Raw genomic sequence first — 17,079 nt, forward strand, 5'->3', positions numbered from 1 at the left:
CGCCGCCCGGGAGGGGCGGCGCGCTCGACGGGGACCGACGCGTTCCTGTCGACGGACGACGGCGGCCAGCCCGCCGACGACGGCGAGGGCGCCCCGCAGCTGCGGACGACCCCGGGCGTGCGGGGACCGCATCTTCTTCCACGCTGCCGCGTTCGGGCGGAGCCGACACCACGGGGCGATCCGCGTGCCATCCTCTACCGATAGTTGTAACCATCTATCTGAAGGAGACGGCACATGCGATCTCGGTTGCTCTCCATCGCGTCCGCGCTGGCGCTCGTCACGGCTGGCTCGGCGCTGGCCCTGCTGCCCGCCAGCCCGGCCAGCGCGCACTGCAGCGGGCACGGCACCCACCCGGATCTGTACAGCGGGGGCGCCATCTCGTTCGGGAACGGGACCAACATCCGGGCCTATCCACACATCGACTGCGGCAGTCGCGGACTCGGTTACCCGAGTCACGGGATCGACGTCCACTGCGCCACCTACACCAACGCGCTCTGGATCTACCTCCGTAACACCACCACCGGAGTCAACGGGTGGTCCCGGTTGGACGCCCTCAACGTGTCGGAGCCCACCACCATCGCCGACTGCTCGAACACGGTCGCGGCGCACCGGCTGGCCTGACGCCCACGGCCGGCGTTCGTCGCAGCCGGCGACGCGCCGGGAAACGGGTGGCGGCGGGTGGGGTGGGGAAGCAGGATCGGGGCGTGATCGAGACGTACCCGGTGCAGAGCGTCCCCGTTGCCGCGGCCACCGCCGCCCGGCGACAGCGGACGGTGCCCGGTCGCGCCTCGGCCCGCCGCCGGCCGTCGTGACCGGCGCGTTCCTTGCCGGCCTGGTCGCCGGCTACGGCGTCGCCGTCCCGGTCGGTGCGATCGCGATCCTCATCCTCGGTCTCAGCGCCCGCACGTCGTTCCGGGTCGGCGCCGCCGCCGCGCTCGGAGTGGCCGCCGCGGACGGGCTCTACGCCGCCGCGGCGGCCCTCGGCGGGGCCGCGGTCGCCGGCCTGGTCGCCCCGGTCGCCGGGCCGCTGCGGCTGGCCGCCGCGGTCGTGCTGCTCGCCCTCGCCGGCCACGGCGCCTGGCGTGCCCTGCGCCCCCGCGCCGCGCCGGCGGTCCCCGCCGAGGCCCGCCGGGGCCTGGACACCCCGGCCCGGGCCTTCGCCGGCGTGCTCGCGCTGACCCTGTTCAACCCGGCGACGGTGGTCTACTTCGCCGCCCTCGTCCTCGGGCGGCAGGGTGGCGCGGACCCGGGCGCGGCCGAGGCGCTGCTCTTCGTGGCGGGGGCCTTCGTCGCCTCGGCCAGCTGGCAGTTGCTGATCGCCGGTGGCGGCACCCTCGTCGGGCGGGCGTTGGCCGGGCCACGCGGTCGGCGCGTCACGGCGTTGGTCTCCAGCGGCCTCATCGCGGCCCTGGCGACTGCCATGGTGCTGCCCCGATGAAGGCCGCCGAGGACGGCGCCCGGGTCAGGCGGCGTAGTCGGGGGACATGGCCGCCGCCAGGCGCAGGTGGACGGCGGCGCGCCGGGCGTCCCCCTGTCGCTGAAGGGTGCGCCCGAGCAGCAACTGCACGTACGAGTCGTCCGGCGCCGCCGCCGCGAGCGGCTCCAGCATCCGCAGGGCCCGGGTGAGCTGGGCGGAGTGGAAGTACGCCCGGGCGGCGAGCAGCCTGGTGCCGCGGTCGTCGCCGTAAGCGTCGAGCAGGGGCTGGAGCAGGGTGAGTGCGCCCAGGGGATCGCCCAGGTCCAGCAGCGCCTCGGCGTGGCGGAGGCGTTCGACCTCCTCGGGGAGTTGTCGGGGGCTGACCCGTGCGGCCCCGGACAGGAAGTCGTGGATCACCTCCGGGGGCTGTGCGCCGCGCAGTGCCACCCCGTTCGCGACGAACGTCGGTGACGTCGCCACGCCCGCGGCCCTGCCCCGCAGGACCAGCTCCCGGACGACGGCCTCGCCGCCGCCGTCGGCCAGCAGCGCGCCCCCCTCGGGGAAGCCCGCCCTCCGGGCCACCTCGGCCAGCACCTCCGGGCGGCTGATGTCCCGCGCCTCGACGAAGTGCGCGCGCATCACCTCTTCCGCCACCGCGTCCTGCACTCGCGTACCGCCGGCGGAGTGGGCGAGGGCGATCAGGCGGTGGGCGTCGTGGCTGTTGGCCCGCCAGCCGGCGCCCCAGCGCGGACCGATCCCCTCGGCCAGCGCGAGCTGGGAGACGCGTTCCCGGTTCTCGCCGGGCGTCAGGTCCGGTGCGCACCGCTGGAGTGCGGCGTCCACCATCGGGTCACGCAGCACGTCCGCCAGCGGCTCGGCCGGGACGGGGGCGGAGGGGTCGATCCGGAACGGCCGCCAGACGACCTCGACCGGTTCGCCCTCCCAGGACGCCAGCGCCCGTTCCAGGCGCCGCTTGCCGATGTACGCCCACGCGCAGACGACGTCTGCCCACACCTCGATCCGCATACCCCGCACGTTACACGACACGTGTCGCGTAAGCGACGGCTGTCGTATAGTGGCACGATGAACTCCTCCGATCCGCGGGCGCGACGGACGCGAGCCCGACTCCGGGCCGCCGTCCTGGAGCTGGCCGCCGAGCGGGAGCTGGGCGACATCACGATCGCCGAGGTCGCCAAGCGGGCCGGGGTCAACCGCGCGACCACGTACCTCCACTTTCCCGACCTGGACGCGCTCGTCACGGACGCGATGGAGGAGGCGACGGCCCAGGTGGCGCGCGCCGCGGCGCTCTGCCCGCTGGACGCTCCGCGCGACGAGGCGCCGCAGCCGCTGCGCGACCTCTTCGACACCGTCGCCGCCAACGCGGTCCTCTACCGTCGGATGCTGTCCCCGCACGGCAGCGCCCGCTTCGCTGCGGGCCTGCGGGAGCGGCTGGCCGCGGAACTGCGGAGGAGTCTCGAGGCGCGGGCGGGTCCCCCCGGCGTTGACGACGTGCCGGTGGACGTCCACGCCGCCTACCTCGCCGGCGCCCTCACGGGCGTCATCGCCGACTGGACCACGGCGCGGGCCCCGGCCGGAGCGGCCGAGACCGCGCTGGCCACGTGGCGGCTGCTCCGTGGCTGAACCCATCCGCGTCTCGACGCGACCAGCACAAAGGAGGTTGCCGTGGTCGGCAGGCCGGCAGTAGGTGGCGGTCGGTGGGTCGAGGTGGCCCCGGGCCGCGTCGCCCGCTGGGTCGAGGGCTTCGCCGACCGGCACGGCGCGCCCACCACCACCGTCCAGGGGCACGGCTTGCTGCTCGCCGCCCCGGACGGCGCGACCGCCGAACTGCACACCCCGCCCGGCGCGCCGGCCGCCCCGGACGTGCCCGGTTTCGTGGCCGCCGCGGCCACGCCCCGCCGGATCGGCCTGCTGCTGGTCCGCAAGGGCGCGGTGGCGGTGGGCGTCGCGGCGGGCGAGGAGCTGACGGTGTCGAAGGTGGACACCCGGTACGTGCAGGGCCGCACCGCCGCCGGGGGGTGGTCCCAGCAGCGCTTCGCCCGGCGGCGCGACAACCAGGCGAAGGCGGCGCTGGGCGACGCGACCGAGCTGGCCGTACGGCTGCTGTTGCCGGAGGCGTCGTCGCTGAGCGCGCTGGTCTGCGGCGGCGACCGGCGGGCGGTGGACACCGTGCTGGCCGACCGGCGGCTCGCCCCGCTGGCGGCACTGCGCGCGGAGCGGCTGCTGGACGTGCCCGAGCCCCGGCACGCCGTGCTGGTCGGCGCGATCGCGGCGGCCCGCGCGGTCCGGATCCTGGTCCGCGACCGTCTCGGAGAAACTCAATGATCCCGCTTCGTAGGTCCGTGCCCCCGCCGAGCCGGGGTCTCACGGGCGGACGGCTGCCGCCGGTGCGGACCCGTCCCACATCGGTCGGCGTCGGGCCACGGTGGACGCACTAGGCTGGGCGCGATGCTCGGGAAGGAGCCGGGATGGCGGAGACGGCCGCGGCCGACGTCGTCGTGGTCGGTGGCGGGGGCGGTGCTCCCGGCGACGAACTGGTCGTGGAGAGCCTGGGCCACCGGATCCGGCGGCTGCGCATCGCCCAGGGCCTGACCCAGCAACAGGTCGCCGGCTCCCGTTACACCCGCGCGTTCCTGGGCGCCGTGGAGTCGGGCGTCCGGGTGCCCAGCCCCGAGGCGCTGGCCTACTTCGCGGACCGGCTCGGGCTGCCGGTGGACGACCTGCGGTACGGCCGACCGGCCGACGCCGCCACCCGGCTCGCCGCCGAGCAGGCGTCGGCCCGGCGGGACCTCTCCGCCGGCCGGTTGGACGCCGCCGAGCGGGCGCTGACCGGGATCCGCCGTCGGGCGGACCACTACCGACTTCCCGAACTGGCTGGCTGGGCCGCGTACCACCTGGCGGAGGCGCAACTGCACCGCGGGTCGACCGAGGACGCCGCCGCCCGGTACGACGAGTTGGCGGCGGCGCTCCCCGACGGGTGCCCGCCGCTGCGCGCGGCGGTGCTGGCCCGGCAGGCGTACTGCCTGCTGGTCACGGGGGACGCGCCGCGGGCGGTGGCGATCCTGGAGGGCGGCCTGCGGGCCCTGCGGGCGGCGCCGCCGGTGGACGCCGACGCCGAGCTGCGGTTGACCAACGCCCTGATGTACACGTTCCTCGAACTGAGCTGGCGGGACCGGGCGCGGCGGCTGGAGCGGGAGGCGGCTGCCCTGCTCGACCGGGTGACCAACCAGGAGTGGGTGGCGCAGTTCCACGCCGTCGCCGGGCAGCTGCGCCGCGATGGCGAGCTGGACGAGGCGGACCGGCACCTGCGGGAGGCCGGCCGCCGTTACGCCGAGCTGGGGCTCACCCGGGAGATCGCCCTGTGCCACTGGGCCCGTGGCTACGTGTTGCTGCGGGCCGGGCGGCCGGGGGAGGCGGGGCCGGAGTTGCGGCGGGCCCGGGAGATGCTGGGCGCCGTCGGCGCGGTGCTCGACCACGCCGGAGCGACGCTGGAACTGGCCGAGGCGTGCCGCCGGGAGGGCGCCCTGGAGGATGCGGGTGCGCTGGCCGAGGAGGCCGCCCGGACGGCGGCGGCCTGCGACCACCGGGAGATCATGGCCGAGGCCGACCGGGTGCGCGGGCTGGTGCGGGCCGCGCAGGGCGACCACGACCAGGCGCGGCGGCTGCTGCTGCGGGCCGTCGACCGGTACGAGCGGGCCGGCCTGATGGGGGACGTGGTGATCACCTGCCGCCATCTCGCCGAGCTGTTGCTGGCCGGGGCGGAGCGCGACGCGGCGACCGCGGTGCTGCGTCGTGGCCTGCGTGCGGCGGAGCGCCTGTCGTGAGCCCGCCGGAGCCTGTCGTGGCGGGCGACCCGGTGGGGGAGCTGGGCGCACGCCTCCAGCGGCTGCGGACGGCACGAGGGCTCACCCAGCGCGCCCTGGCCGAGCCCCGGTACACCGCGGCCTACGTGTCCGCCGTGGAGGGTGGCCGCCGGATGCCCTCCGCCGATGCCGTCGCCCACTTCGCCGAGCGGCTCGGGGTGACTCCGGCGGACCTGGCCACCGGCCGCTCGCCGGCCGAGGTGGTGCGCCTGCGGCTCCGGCTGGTCGGGGCGGACCTGGCCGGGTCCACCGACGAGAGGGCCGCCGTCTGCCGGGAGGTGGCGGCGCTCGCCGCCGACCTGGACGAGCCGGTGCTGGCCGCCCGGGCCCGGCTCGGTCTGGCCGGCGTCGCGCTGTTCCGCGACGATCCCGACGCCGCGTCGGCCGAGGTGGACCGGGCGGAGGTGCTGCTGGCAGGGGCGCCGCCGCACGTCCGGGCCGAGGCGGCGGCCAGGCGTGCCGCGGTGCTGCGCCACACCGGTGATCCCCGGTACGCCGGCTTCCTGCTCGCCGAGGCGCGGGACGCGCTGGCACGGGACGGGTGGCCGGACCCGTCGACCCTGCTGACCCTGCACGCGGAGCTGGTGCTCTGTCACGTCGCGCTGGGCGACGAGGAGGCGGCGGCGGAGGCCGCCGGACAGGCCCTGGCCCTGGCGGTGCTGCCCGCGCCGGCGCGGGTCGCGGGGATGCACCTGACGGTCGCGGGCGCGTTGCTCGCCTCGGGACGGACGGCGGAGGCCGGCGTCGCCGCGGAGCAGGCCCGCCAGGCGGCCCGGCAGGTCGCCATGGGGGTGCAGTTGGCGTGCTGCCACCGGGCCCGGGGGCAGGGGCGCCGGGCGGCCGGCGACCTGGCGGGTGCCCTCGCCGACCTGGCGACCGCGCACACGGCGTTGACGGTCGCCGGGCAGCGGGCGCTGGCCCGGGAGGTCGGGGTGGAGCTGGCCGAGGTCCACCACGCGTTGGGCCAGCCGGAGCGCGCGGCGGCGCTGCTGTGCGACGCCGTCGATCCGGCCGGCGACGCGGTGGTGGCGGCGCGCGCCGACCGGGTGCGCGGCCTGCTGCGGGCCGATGCCGGGGAGCAGGTTGCCGCCGAGCGGCACCTGCGGGCGGCGGCCGCCGGCTATCGGGCGGCCGGGCGGCGCCGGGAGTTGGCCGCGGTGGTCCTGCTGCTGGCGGACCTGCTGGAGCAGTGGGGGCGGCCCGGGGACGCCCTCGACCTGCTCCGCGACGGGCTGCACCAGGTGGAGCAGCTCGGTGAGCGGGTGGCCGCGTTCCGCGCCACGGCCTGATCCTCGGCGACGGCGAGTGCGGCGGGCCGCGCCTGCGGGCCGGTTCGCCGGGCCGTCGGCCCGCGCCCTGGTGTCGGACCGGGGCGCGGGCCGGTTCGCCGGGGCCGCCGGCTCGTGCCCGGGCGCCGCACCGGGGCGGCCGGCCGCCCACTCCGGGCCACGAGCGGCCGGGCCGCCGGTGCGTCCGCGGTCCCGCGTCAGTCCCGGGCCCAGAGCGCCGGGGTGTGTGGCGGCTCCCAGCCGGGCTGGGCGGTGTGTGCCTGGAGGCAGCGGTACGCGACGCCGCCGTAGGTCACCCGGGCGCCGGCCGGGTACGCGGTGCCGGGCGCCCAGGTCCCGCCGGGTGCGCTGCCGGTCGGGGTGGGGGTGGGGGCCGAGGTCACGTTGAGGACGAAGTCGAAGCTGGCCTCGCGGCCGCCGTCCACCGTCCGCACCGTCATCAGCAGGGCGGGGTCGAAGATCGGGTCGGTGTTGTTGCGGGGTTCGCCGGGGAAGTACAGCTGGGTGGTGAGCACCGGCCGGTTCGGCGCCTGCGCCTTGACGTGGATGTGCCGGGTCCGTCCCGGATAGAGCCCCGGCAGGATCGTGCTGAGGCGGTACGCGCCCGAGGCGTCGGTGAACTGGTGCCCGCGCAGCCGGTAGCCGGCGTTGTCGTAGCCGCCGTTGGCGTCCGCCTGCCAGAAGTCCAGCAGCACGTCGGGAACCGGCCGGCAGTCCAGCCCGAAGACGTGGCCGGTGACGGTGAGCCGGGTGCCGATCGTGCCGGCCTCGACGAGCGAGGTACGCCGTGGTGAGTTCGGCTTGAAGTAGGGGCCCTCCATCTGATCCGGCGTCAGGTCGTCGCCGTCGTCGCAGTAGGGCGTGAGGGGCGGCGCCGAACCCGTGGCGGCCGCATCCGCGCCCACGGCCTGCGCGATTCCGGCGGCGAGGAACGGGGCGGGCAGGGCCAGGGCCGCCGCCCTCAACACGTTCTTGCGTGTCACACCGCTGCGGGGACGGGGGGCGGGTGGCTCTTCGCCGCTGGCTGCACCGTTCATGACGCGCTCCTCTCCGGGGTCTCCTCGCCGACCGTGGACTCGCGGATCGTCCAGGGTCGGCGCGGCTGTCGACCCGACGCTATTGACAGGCGTCAGGGTGCGTCGATGTGCGGGAGAGCGTGGTCGTGGTGTTTTCCGCCGTGCCGGCGGAACGCGCCGGGGGAGTCGCCGACCTCGCGGCGGAAGAACCGGCAGAAGTAGGCGGGGTCGGCGAAGCGGAGCCGGTCGGCGATCGCGGCCACGGTGAGGTCGGTCCGGGCGAGCAGTCTTTTCGCCTCCAGCACCCGGGCTCGGCGGATCAGCCGGGCGGGGGTGGTCCCGGTGGCCAGGGGCACCGCGTCGTTGAGGTGGCGCACCGACACCCCGATCCGGCGGGCGTATGCGCGGGGCGGCTCGCCGACGAGGTCCGGCTCGGCGAGCAGTTCCTCGAAGCGGCGGGCGATCGCGGCGGCCCGGCGGTTGCGGGTGGTGGTCTCGGGGGGCGGGTCGGGGGCCGGGCCCGTGGGGCGGGACCGGAGCACTTCGGTGAGCAGGAGGTGCAGGTAGGCCCGCAGGGTGCCACCGCGTTCCGGTCCGCCCCGGCGGTACTCGGCGGTCGCCCAGCACAGCAGGGTGGCGATCCGCCCCGCCTGGGCGGCGTCGCGGGGGCGCCAGGAGCGGTGGCGCGAGCGGTGCAGCGCGGCGCGGTCCGCCGGGAAGGTGAGCAGGAACTCGGCCGCGCAGAGCAGCACGTGCCCGCGCAGGTCACGTTGGTCCTGCCAGTGGTGCACCTGGCCGGGCGTGACGACGAACAGGTGCGGCGGCCGGACGGGATGGGCGTCGAGGTCGATGACGTGCGAGGCGCGGCCGTGGGTCACGTACACCAGCTCGTAGAAGGTGTGCCGGTGCGGAAAGTCGGCCCGGGACAGCGGCCCGATCTCGTCGAAGGTGCCGACGGCGAACGGCACGTCGTCCGGGGCGGGTGCCGCCAGGTCGTGCCGGGGCAGCGCCGACGGTGGACCGGCGGCGGCCGGTCGTGATCGGACGGACGGAGCCCGGCGGGTGGGCGGGTCGGGCGGGCGCGGCGGGGACACAGGCAGCTCCCTGTGCTGACAAGGGTCGTATCTGATCGATCGACACCTGTATTGACGGCATCGGATGTCTAACCTACGGTAATGGCAACAGAGTTAACAACAATTGTTGTCTCTCCAGTAGCGCACCGGCGAGGCGGCTGCCACGCGGCACTGCGTGCCTGCTCGCGCCCGGTCGCTGCGACCCTCCACATCGTCCCTGACCCCGAGGAGACCCCCATGCTCCGACGAACAGCCACCGTGGCGGCAACTACCCTCAGTGCCGTCGCGCTGGTGCTCACCGTGGCCCTGGCTGCCCAGGCCAGCGCCGATCCCGACCGCGCGCCCGCCGCCCCGGTCGACGCTCCCGACGGCGTGGCCCCCGAGATGTTCGCCGCCCTGCAACGGGACCTGCGGTTGACCCCGGCCCAGGCCCGTGCCCGTCTCGACGTCGACGACCGGGCCGCTCGGGTGCAGCAGGTGCTGCGCGCCACCCTCGGCGCCCGCTACGGCGGCACCTGGGTCACGGAGCCGGGCGCCACGGTGTCGGTCGGCGTCACCAGCGCCGCCGACGCCGACGCGGTCCGTGGCCTCGGCGCGGTCCCGGTCCCGGTGAGGCACACCGAGCGTGCCCTGGACGGGGCGGTCGACCGGCTCAACCGCAGGGCCACCGCCGCGCCGCCCGCCGTCGTCGGCTGGTACGCCGACCTTCCCGGCAACGCCGTCGTGGTGCTCGCCCGGGACGGCGCGGTGCCCGCGGCCCGGTCCTTCGCCGCCGCCGCCGGGGTGCCGGCCGGGGTGCTGCGGGTGCAGGCCAGCACGGAGGACCCGAAGCCGTACGCCGACGTGATCGGCGGCAACGCCTACTACACCGGCAGCAGCCGGTGCTCGATCGGGTTCTCGGTGAACGGCGGTTTCGTCACCGCCGGACACTGCGGCCGGGCCGGGGCCCGCACCTCGCAACCGGGCGGCACCGTGCGCGGCTCCACGTTCCCCGGCCGGGACTACGCCTGGGTGCAGGTGGACGCCGGGAACACCCCGCGCGGGCTGGTGAACGACTACCGGGGCGGGACGGTGGCGGTGGCGGGCAGCGTCGAGGCCGCCGTGGGGGCGGCGGTCTGCCGGTCCGGTTCCACCACCGGGTGGCGCTGTGGCACCATCCAGCAGAAGAACGCCTCGGTGACCTACCCGGAGGGCACGGTGACCGGGCTGACCCGGAGCAACGCCTGCGCCGAGCCGGGCGACTCCGGCGGTTCGTGGCTCTCCGGCAGCCAGGCCCAGGGAGTCACCTCGGGCGGCTCCGGCAACTGCAGCACCGGCGGGACGATGTACTTCCAGCCGGTCAACGCGATCCTGGCGGCGTACGGGCTGACGCTGGTCACCACCGGCGGCCCCGAGCCGACCCCCACGCCCACCTCGACCGGCACCCCGCCCGGCGGGACGACCTGGCAGGCGGGCGCCGCGTACGCCGCCGGCGCGACGGTGAGCTACGCCGGGGTGTCCTACCGCTGCCTGCAGGGGCACACGGCGCAGCCGGGTTGGGAGCCGCCCAACGTGCCGGCGCTCTGGCAGCGGGTCTGAACACCGCTGCCACGCCGCACACGGTACGGGCCCGGTCTCCGCAACGACCGGGCCCGTACCACGCCTGTCCGGGGGAGGCGGTCGGCCGCCCCGCCCGCTGACCTCACACCGCCCCGCTGAAGGTGTCGCAGGACTTCGGGTCGCCGGTCTCGTAACCGCGGGTGAACCACTGCCTGCGCTGCTCGGACGAGCCGTGGGTGAACTCGTCGGGGTTCACCGGCCGGTTCGCCCGCTCGGAGATGGCGTCGTCGCCGATCTTCTCGGCGGTGTCGACGGCCTGCCGGATGTCCTGCTCGCTGATGCTGGTGAAGATCTTCTGACCGCTGGAGTCGGCGGTGCCGGTGGCGTTCTTCGCCCAGGCGCCGGCGTAGCAGTCGGCCTGCAGCTCCAGCTTGACCGAGAGCGCGTTGGCGTTGTCCGGGTCGCGCTGCTGCTGGCGGCGCATCTGGGCCTCGGTGCCGAGCAGGTCCTGCACGTGGTGGCCGTACTCGTGGGCGAGCACGTACGGCTGGGCGAATTCGCCGGAGGCCCCGAGCTGCTGGGCGAGCACCCGGTAGAAGGTGAGGTCGATGTAGACCAGGTCGTCGGCGGGGCAGTAGAACGGGCCGACGCCGGAGTCGGCCTGCCCGCAGGCGGTGTTGACGCCCTGGCTGAAGAACACCGTCCGGGACGGGCGGTACTGCTCGCCGAACGCCTCGGGCAGCGCCTTCTGCCAGTACGCCTGGATGGAGTTGACGTAGAGCGCGTTGCGGCAGTCGAGCTGCTGGAGCGCGTCGTCGGCCGAGCACCTCTGCTCCAGCGACGTGTTGTCGCCCTGCGGGTCCCCGCCGCCGTTGGTGGCGGCGTTCAGGCCGAAGCCGCCGCCGACGAGGGCGACCAGCACGGCGATGACGAGGCCGACGATGCCGCCCCGGCCGCCGCCGATCGGGATGGGAATGCCGCCCAGCCCGCCGCCCCCGCCGGATCCTCGCCGGTCGTCCACCTGGCTGGTGTCGATCCGCGCGTTCTCGTTCAGCTCCATGTCTACCCCGATCACCGTTCTGATCCGTTTTGGTGGTTGCGGTACCGGACCGGGTCCGGACGGCGTTTCGGTACCCGATGATCTTGGTCGGTAATCCGGAGGGGTAGCCGGGCGACGCCCGGTACACTTGCCACGTGCTGCTCTGCGAAGGCTGAACCGCCCCGCGCCGACGGGCCTCGTGCCCGCCGGCGCTTTCGCGTGCCCTGAGTCAGCCCTTCCAGACCCCGAGAGCGAGTCCTCCGACATGATCACTGCCACCGGCCTGGAGCTTCGTGCCGGCGCCCGGATCCTGCTGTCCGACACCACGCTGCGGGTGCAGCCGGGTGACCGGATCGGCCTGGTCGGCCGCAACGGCGCCGGCAAGACCACCACGCTCAAGGTGCTCGCGGGCGAGGGGCAGCCCTACGCCGGGCAGATCGAGCGGCGCAGCGCCATCGGCTACCTCCCGCAGGACCCGCGGACCGGCGACCTGGAGGTCACCGGCCGCGACCGGGTGCTCTCCGCCCGGGGCCTGGACGTGCTGATGGCCCAGATGAAGGAGATCGAGGCCAAGCTCGCCGACGGCGCCGACGACCGGCTGGTCCGCCGCTACGGCGCGCTGGAGGACCAGTTCGCCTCCCTCGGCGGGTACGCCGCCGAGGCCGAGGCCGCCCGGATCTGCGCCAACCTCGGGCTGCCGGACCGGGCGCTCGCCCAGACCATCGGCACCCTCTCCGGCGGCCAGCGCCGCCGCATCGAGCTGGCCCGGATCCTGTTCCGCGACGCCGGCGAGAACGGCGGCGGCATCCTGCTGCTCGACGAGCCGACCAACCACCTCGACGCCGACTCGATCACCTGGCTGCGCGGCTTCCTCGCCAACCACAAGGGCGGCCTGATCGTGATCTCCCACGACGGCTCGCTGCTGGAGTCGGTGGTCAACAAGGTCTGGTTCCTCGACGCCACCCGCTCCGTGGTCGACGTCTACAACCTCGGCTGGAAGGCGTACCTGGAGGCCCGCGAGACCGACGAGCGGCGCCGCCGCCGGGAGCGGGCCAACGCCGAGAAGAAGGCCGGCGCGCTGATGGCGCAGGCCGACAAGATGCGGGCCAAGGCCACCAAGACCGTCGCCGCGCAGAACATGGCCCGGCGGGCCGAGAAGCTGATCGCCGGCCTGGAGGAGGTACGCGTCGCCGACAAGGTGGCGAAGGTTCGCTTCCCGAGCCCGGCCCCGTGCGGCAAGACCCCGCTCACCGCGACCGGCCTGTCGAAGTCGTACGGCTCGCTGGAGATCTTCACCGACGTGAACGTGGCCGTGGACCGGGGCTCCCGGGTGGCCATCCTCGGCCTCAACGGCGCCGGCAAGACCACCCTGCTGCGGATGCTCGGTGGCCTGCTGGAGCCGGACACCGGCGAGGTGCACGCCGGCCACGGCCTGCGGCTCGGCTACTACGCGCAGGAGCACGAGACGCTCGACGTGGACCGCACGGTCCTGGAGCACATGCGCAGCGCCGCCATCGAGCAGACCGACACCGACCTGCGGAAGATCCTCGGCGCCTTCCTGTTCTCCGGCGACGACGTGGACAAGCCGGCCGGGGTGCTCTCCGGCGGCGAGAAGACCCGGCTGGCGCTGGCCACCCTGGTCTGCTCCGGGGCGAACGTGCTGCTGCTCGACGAGCCGACGAACAACCTCGACCCGGTCAGCCGGGAGCAGGTGCTCGACGCCATCGCCCGCTACCCGGGCGCGATCGTGCTGGTCACCCACGACCCCGGCGCGGTCATGGCGCTCAAGCCGGACCGCGCCATCCTGCTCCCCGACGGCGACGAGGACGCCTGGAGCGACGACCTGCTCGAACTCGTCGAGCTGGCCTGATCCGTCCGGCCCGGTCAGCGCACCAGGCCGAGCAGGTGGGGGAGCACGCCCGAGGTGGCCAGGATGACCACGCCGATGGCGACGAACACGGCCGGGACGAGCCAGTGGCCGGCTCGTTCGACCACACCGGTCACCCGCGGGTGGCCGCCCAGCCAGGCGCCCGCCGCGCACCACAGCGCGACGAGCACCACGAAGACCAGCAGGAACACCGCGCTGTCGGCCGGCCCGAGGGCGCGGAACACCGGCACGTAGACGGCGATGTTGTCCGCGCCGTTGGCGATCGTCACCCCGGCCACCCCGAGCGTGGAGCCCACCACCGCCGGGGCCTCGTCGGCTTCCCGGTCGAGCAGCGCGCGCACGCCGAGGGCGATCGGCAGCAGCCCGAGCAGCCCGGTCCATGGATCGGGCACCACCAGCAGCCCGGCCGCGACCACCGCGCTGGCCAGCGCCAGCGCGCCGATGCCCAGGTACTGCCCGGCCACGATCTGCCAGGTGCGGGGGCGGCCGGTGCCGCGGGCGGCGACGAAGAACAGCGTCAGGACGACGATGTCGTCGATGTCGGTGGCGGCGAAGACCACCGCCGCGCCGGCGGCCGTGCCGAGGAGGTCTGCCACGTCAGGCAGGGTACGGAGCGCCCGTCGCCGCCGCGCGGGCACGGTGCGTCGACCCCGCCCCCGTCGGGAGTATCACGCTATCGGGAAGATGACAACGCATAGCGTGTCGGTTGGCGAAGAGTTGATATCTGGCGCATGATCGTTCGAGGCGGTCTAATAGGTGGGACCGTATCCGAACCGCACAGTCTGGGACGTGAGGACACAGCATGGCAGCCACTGGCACAGCCACCAGCACTGAGAAGGGTCGCCGGATCGTCGGAGCCGAGCGTCAGACGCTCGCCAAGGACCTGGTAAAGCGGTACACCTCGGGTGAGAGCATCCGCGCGCTCGCGGCCTCGACCGGCCGTTCCTACGGGTTCATCCACCGGGTGCTCACCGAGTCCGGGGTGCAGCTGCGGCAGCGCGGCGGCGCCCGGCGCCGCAAGAAGGCGTGATCCGCCCCCCAGCGTCGTCCACCAGCGCCGCGCCCCGGGTCGTCCGGTGACCGCCGAGGCGGCCGGGGTTCGGCTGGAATGCGAAGGGCCGGTCGCGACGGTCACGTTGTGTCGGCCCGACGTGCTCAACGCCCAGACCCCGGCGATGTGGCGTGCGATGAGCGACTTCGCGCGCGACCTGCCCGGCGACGTCCGCGTCGTGGTCGTCCGTGGCGAGGGGCGGGCGTTCTCCGCCGGCCTCGACCTGACGGTGGCCGGCGCCTCCGGGCCGGGCTCGTTCGTCGAGCTCGCCACCCTGCCCGAGCAGGAGTGCGCGGACCGCATCGCGGAGTTGCAGGGCGGCTTCACCTGGTTGCACCGGCCCGACATCGTCTCCGTCGCCGCCGTGCAGGGCCACGCGATCGGTGCCGGCTTCCAGTTGGCGCTCGCCTGTGACCTGCGGGTGCTCGCCGAGGACGCGAAGTTCTCCATGGCCGAGGTGACGCTCGGCCTGGTGCCGGATCTCGCCGGCACCAAGCGGCTGGTCGACCTCGTCGGCTACTCCCGCGCGCTGGAGATCTGCGCCACCGGCCGGCGGATGGACGCCGCCGAGGCGGACCGGATCGGCCTGGCCACCCTGGTCGTGCCGAACGCCGACCTCGACGCCGCGGTGCGCGACCTGACCGCGGGTCTGCTGGCCAACAACCGGGACGCGGTGGTGGAGATCAAGGCGCTGCTGGCCGGCGCCGCCGGCCGGTCCGCCGCAGAGCAGCAGCGGGCCGAGCGCGAGGCGCAGACACGTCGGCTGCGCGATCTCGCCGGGCGGGGAGAATAGTAAGGACCGTTCGGGAAGATCCGGGTTACGGCCGAGGTTGTCAGAGTCGTCGGGAGAATCGACCTGACGGTGCGGTCGACCCGACGACCCGGAGGTGAACGTGTCCAACCCGATGTCCGGCGGCGGCATGGCCGGTTGGAGCATGCTCCGGTCGATGCGCAGCCGCGACGAAATCTCCACGCACCGGCTCAAGCGCGGCGTGGCCCGCCGGATCGTGGCCTTCGCGCGGCCCTACCGCCGCGACATCGTCGTCTTCCTGGTGACCGTGGTGCTGGCCGCGATCATCGGGGTCGCCACCCCGGTGCTCGCCGGCGACGTGATCGACGCGATCAGCCGGGGTGGCTCGGGGGCCGGCGACCTGGTGGTGCGGCTGGCCCTGGTCATCGCCGCGCTCGCCGTGGCCGACGCGCTGCTCTCCCTGGCCCAGCGGTGGTATTCGGCCCGCATCGGCGAGGGCATCATCCTCGACCTGCGCACCCGGGTCTACGACCACGTCCAGCGGATGCCGCTGCAGTTCTTCACCCGCACCCAGACCGGCGCTCTGGTCAGTCGGCTCAACAACGACGTGCTCGGCGCCCAGCGGGCGTTCACGTCGACGCTGTCCGGCGTGGTCAGCAACGTCATCCAGCTGGTGCTCACCGCCGCCGTGATGTTCACCCTCTCCTGGCAGATCACGGCGCTGTCGCTGGTGCTGCTGCCGGTCTTCATCATCCCGGCCCGCCGGGTCGGCAAGCGGCTCGCCGAGATCACCCGGGAGTCCTACAACCTCGACGCGAAGATGAACGCGACGATGACCGAGCGCTTCGGCGTCTCGGGGGCGCTGCTGGTGAAGCTCTTCGGCCGGCCCGAGGTGGAGGCGCGCCGGTTCGCCGGGCGGGCCGAGCGGGTCCGCGACATCGGCATCCAGTCCGCGATGTACTCGCGGACGTTCTTCGTCGCGATGCTGCTGGTCGCCTCGCTGGCCCAGGCGCTCACCTACGGCCTCGGCGGCTGGCTCGCGGTCACCGGCAACGTCAGCGCCGGCACCGTGGTCACCCTCGCGTTGCTGCTCACCCGCCTCTACGGCCCGCTGACCGCGCTGTCCAACGTCCGGGTGGACGTGATGAGCGCGCTGGTCTCCTTCGACCGGGTCTTCGAGGTGCTCGACCTGAAGCCGGCCATCGAGGAGAAGCCCGACGCGGTCGCGGTGCCCCGGGGCAGCGGCCGGGTCGAGTTCCGCGACGTGCGGTTCCGCTACCCCAGCGCCGCGGAGATCTCGCTGGCCTCGCTGGAGGAGGTCGCCGCGCTGGACCGTACGGTCAACGAGCCGGTGCTCAAGGGCGTCTCGTTCGCCGTCGAGCCGGGGCAGATGGTGGCGCTGGTCGGGCCCTCCGGCGCCGGCAAGTCGACGCTGTCCATGCTGATCTCCCGGGTCTACGACGTCACCGACGGGCAGGTGCTGGTCGGCGGGGTCGACGTCCGCGACGCCACCTTCGACTCGCTGCGCGACGAGATCGGCGTGGTGACCCAGGATTCGCACCTGTTCCACGAGACCATCGCCGAGAACCTGCGCTACGCCAAGCCGGACGCCACCGACGACGAGATCTGGGCGGCGCTGGCCGGCGCGCAGGTCGCCGACCTGGTGCGGTCCCTGCCGGACGGGCTGGACACCACCGTCGGCGAGCGCGGCTACCGCTTCTCCGGCGGCGAGAAGCAGCGCATCGCCATCGCCCGGCTGCTGCTCAAGGCCCCGTCGATCGTGATCCTCGACGAGGCGACCGCGCACCTCGACTCGGAGAGTGAGGCGGCGGTGCAGCGGGCGCTGTCGGTGGCGCTGACGGGGCGTACGGCGCTGGTGATCGCGCACCGGCTCTCCACCGTCCGCGACGCCGACCAGATCCTGGTCCTCGACGAGGGCCGGATCGTCGAGCGGGGCCGGCACGAGGAGTTGGTCGCCGTGGGCGGGCTCTACGCCGAGCTCTACCGCACCCAGTTCGCGGTCGCCGACTCGCCCACCCCGTACGTGGACGCGACCGGCCCCGAGCCGGTGAGTCTGCCGCTGCGGTCCTACGTCGCCGACGAGGCGATGCCGCCGGCCGCGGCCAACTGACGCC

At 74.7% G+C, this 17,079-nt stretch carries 16 protein-coding genes; 11 read left to right on the top strand and 5 right to left on the bottom strand.

Annotated features, from left to right (window positions below):
• Positions 1-234 precede the first annotated feature (234 nt).
• Together AB0L34_RS16830 and AB0L34_RS16835 are read left to right on the top strand one after the other, a co-directional pair.
• Positions 235-621, top strand: coding sequence for a hypothetical protein (locus AB0L34_RS16830; RefSeq protein ID WP_363705364.1), 387 nt, complete (start codon positions 235-237; stop codon positions 619-621).
• A gap of 187 nt (positions 622-808) precedes the next feature.
• Positions 809-1,438 carry a LysE family transporter gene (locus AB0L34_RS16835; RefSeq protein WP_363705365.1) on the top strand — a complete coding sequence of 210 codons (630 nt, stop codon included), beginning with the start codon at positions 809-811 and terminating at the stop codon, positions 1,436-1,438.
• Between the two features lie 24 nt (positions 1,439-1,462).
• Here AB0L34_RS16835 and AB0L34_RS16840 read toward each other — a convergent pair whose 3' ends face one another.
• The gene (locus AB0L34_RS16840) at positions 1,463-2,443 is read right to left on the bottom strand and encodes a DsbA family protein (RefSeq protein ID WP_363705366.1); all 981 of its coding nucleotides are present in this window, start codon (positions 2,441-2,443) and stop codon (positions 1,463-1,465) included.
• 57 nt (positions 2,444-2,500) lie between these two features.
• Here AB0L34_RS16840 and AB0L34_RS16845 point away from each other — a divergent pair, with 57 nt between their 5' ends.
• From AB0L34_RS16845 to AB0L34_RS16860, 4 genes are all read left to right on the top strand, one after another.
• Positions 2,501-3,058 carry a TetR/AcrR family transcriptional regulator gene (locus tag AB0L34_RS16845; protein WP_363705367.1) on the top strand — a complete coding sequence of 186 codons (558 nt, stop codon included), beginning with the start codon at positions 2,501-2,503 and terminating at the stop codon, positions 3,056-3,058.
• 42 nt (positions 3,059-3,100) lie between these two features.
• Positions 3,101-3,760 (top strand): acVLRF1 family peptidyl-tRNA hydrolase, encoded by a 660-nt coding sequence (locus AB0L34_RS16850; protein ID WP_363705368.1) that lies wholly within the window; start codon positions 3,101-3,103, stop codon positions 3,758-3,760.
• A gap of 143 nt (positions 3,761-3,903) precedes the next feature.
• Positions 3,904-5,259: a helix-turn-helix transcriptional regulator gene (locus AB0L34_RS16855; RefSeq protein ID WP_363705369.1), complete on the top strand. Its 1,356-nt coding sequence runs from the start codon at positions 3,904-3,906 to the stop codon at positions 5,257-5,259.
• Positions 5,256-6,587: a helix-turn-helix transcriptional regulator gene (locus AB0L34_RS16860; protein ID WP_363705370.1), complete on the top strand. Its 1,332-nt coding sequence runs from the start codon at positions 5,256-5,258 to the stop codon at positions 6,585-6,587. Before AB0L34_RS16855 ends, AB0L34_RS16860 begins: the two co-directional genes overlap by 4 nt.
• A 197-nt stretch (positions 6,588-6,784) precedes the next feature.
• Here AB0L34_RS16860 and AB0L34_RS16865 read toward each other — a convergent pair whose 3' ends face one another.
• Both AB0L34_RS16865 and AB0L34_RS16870 read right to left on the bottom strand, forming a co-directional pair.
• Positions 6,785-7,624 carry a carbohydrate-binding protein gene (locus AB0L34_RS16865; RefSeq protein ID WP_363705371.1) on the bottom strand — a complete coding sequence of 280 codons (840 nt, stop codon included), beginning with the start codon at positions 7,622-7,624 and terminating at the stop codon, positions 6,785-6,787.
• Between the two features lie 92 nt (positions 7,625-7,716).
• Complete coding sequence (locus AB0L34_RS16870) at positions 7,717-8,697, bottom strand: helix-turn-helix domain-containing protein (protein ID WP_363705372.1); 981 nt, start codon at positions 8,695-8,697, stop codon at positions 7,717-7,719.
• A gap of 216 nt (positions 8,698-8,913) precedes the next feature.
• Here AB0L34_RS16870 and AB0L34_RS16875 point away from each other — a divergent pair, with 216 nt between their 5' ends.
• Positions 8,914-10,254: a carbohydrate-binding protein gene (locus tag AB0L34_RS16875; protein WP_363705373.1), complete on the top strand. Its 1,341-nt coding sequence runs from the start codon at positions 8,914-8,916 to the stop codon at positions 10,252-10,254.
• 103 nt (positions 10,255-10,357) lie between these two features.
• Here the strand turns inward: AB0L34_RS16875 and AB0L34_RS16880 are convergent, their stop codons facing one another.
• Complete coding sequence (locus AB0L34_RS16880; RefSeq protein ID WP_363705387.1) at positions 10,358-11,275, bottom strand: neutral zinc metallopeptidase; 918 nt, start codon at positions 11,273-11,275, stop codon at positions 10,358-10,360.
• A 244-nt stretch (positions 11,276-11,519) separates the two neighbouring features.
• Between AB0L34_RS16880 and AB0L34_RS16885 the strand changes: the two genes are divergently transcribed.
• A complete protein-coding gene (locus tag AB0L34_RS16885; RefSeq protein ID WP_350709103.1) occupies positions 11,520-13,124 on the top strand; it encodes an ABC-F family ATP-binding cassette domain-containing protein in 1,605 nt (534 codons plus the stop codon).
• Positions 13,125-13,138: 14 nt separating this feature from the next.
• Here AB0L34_RS16885 and AB0L34_RS16890 read toward each other — a convergent pair whose 3' ends face one another.
• Positions 13,139-13,747 carry a cadmium resistance transporter gene (locus tag AB0L34_RS16890; RefSeq protein ID WP_363705388.1) on the bottom strand — a complete coding sequence of 203 codons (609 nt, stop codon included), beginning with the start codon at positions 13,745-13,747 and terminating at the stop codon, positions 13,139-13,141.
• A gap of 197 nt (positions 13,748-13,944) precedes the next feature.
• Here AB0L34_RS16890 and AB0L34_RS16895 point away from each other — a divergent pair, with 197 nt between their 5' ends.
• From AB0L34_RS16895 to AB0L34_RS16905, 3 genes are all read left to right on the top strand, one after another.
• Positions 13,945-14,172, top strand: a complete 228-nt coding sequence (locus AB0L34_RS16895; protein WP_007462679.1) for a helix-turn-helix domain-containing protein — start codon at positions 13,945-13,947, stop codon at positions 14,170-14,172.
• A gap of 46 nt (positions 14,173-14,218) precedes the next feature.
• Positions 14,219-14,986 (top strand): enoyl-CoA hydratase/isomerase family protein, encoded by a 768-nt coding sequence (locus tag AB0L34_RS16900; RefSeq protein ID WP_363705374.1) that lies wholly within the window; start codon positions 14,219-14,221, stop codon positions 14,984-14,986.
• A gap of 112 nt (positions 14,987-15,098) precedes the next feature.
• On the top strand, positions 15,099-17,075 hold the full coding sequence (locus tag AB0L34_RS16905; RefSeq protein ID WP_363705389.1) for an ABC transporter ATP-binding protein: 1,977 nt from the start codon (positions 15,099-15,101) through the stop codon (positions 17,073-17,075).
• Positions 17,076-17,079 lie beyond the last annotated feature (4 nt).

This window comes from Micromonospora sp. NPDC052213 (assembly GCF_040679695.1).
In the GTDB taxonomy this organism is placed as follows: domain Bacteria; phylum Actinomycetota; class Actinomycetes; order Mycobacteriales; family Micromonosporaceae; genus Micromonospora.

Excerpts from the sequence above, each read along its gene's own strand:
- AB0L34_RS16830 (WP_363705364.1), top strand. The coding sequence starts at position 235 with ATGCGATCTCGGTTGCTCTCCATCGCGTCCGCGCTGGCGCTCGTCACG.
- AB0L34_RS16840 (WP_363705366.1), bottom strand. The coding sequence starts at position 2,443 with ATGCGGATCGAGGTGTGGGCAGACGTCGTCTGCGCGTGGGCGTACATC.
- AB0L34_RS16845 (WP_363705367.1), top strand. The coding sequence starts at position 2,501 with ATGAACTCCTCCGATCCGCGGGCGCGACGGACGCGAGCCCGACTCCGG.
- AB0L34_RS16855 (WP_363705369.1), top strand. The coding sequence starts at position 3,904 with ATGGCGGAGACGGCCGCGGCCGACGTCGTCGTGGTCGGTGGCGGGGGC.
- AB0L34_RS16865 (WP_363705371.1), bottom strand. The coding sequence starts at position 7,624 with ATGAACGGTGCAGCCAGCGGCGAAGAGCCACCCGCCCCCCGTCCCCGC.
- AB0L34_RS16875 (WP_363705373.1), top strand. The coding sequence starts at position 8,914 with ATGCTCCGACGAACAGCCACCGTGGCGGCAACTACCCTCAGTGCCGTC.
- AB0L34_RS16880 (WP_363705387.1), bottom strand. The coding sequence starts at position 11,275 with ATGGAGCTGAACGAGAACGCGCGGATCGACACCAGCCAGGTGGACGAC.
- AB0L34_RS16885 (WP_350709103.1), top strand. The coding sequence starts at position 11,520 with ATGATCACTGCCACCGGCCTGGAGCTTCGTGCCGGCGCCCGGATCCTG.
- AB0L34_RS16895 (WP_007462679.1), top strand. The coding sequence starts at position 13,945 with ATGGCAGCCACTGGCACAGCCACCAGCACTGAGAAGGGTCGCCGGATC.
- AB0L34_RS16905 (WP_363705389.1), top strand. The coding sequence starts at position 15,099 with ATGTCCGGCGGCGGCATGGCCGGTTGGAGCATGCTCCGGTCGATGCGC.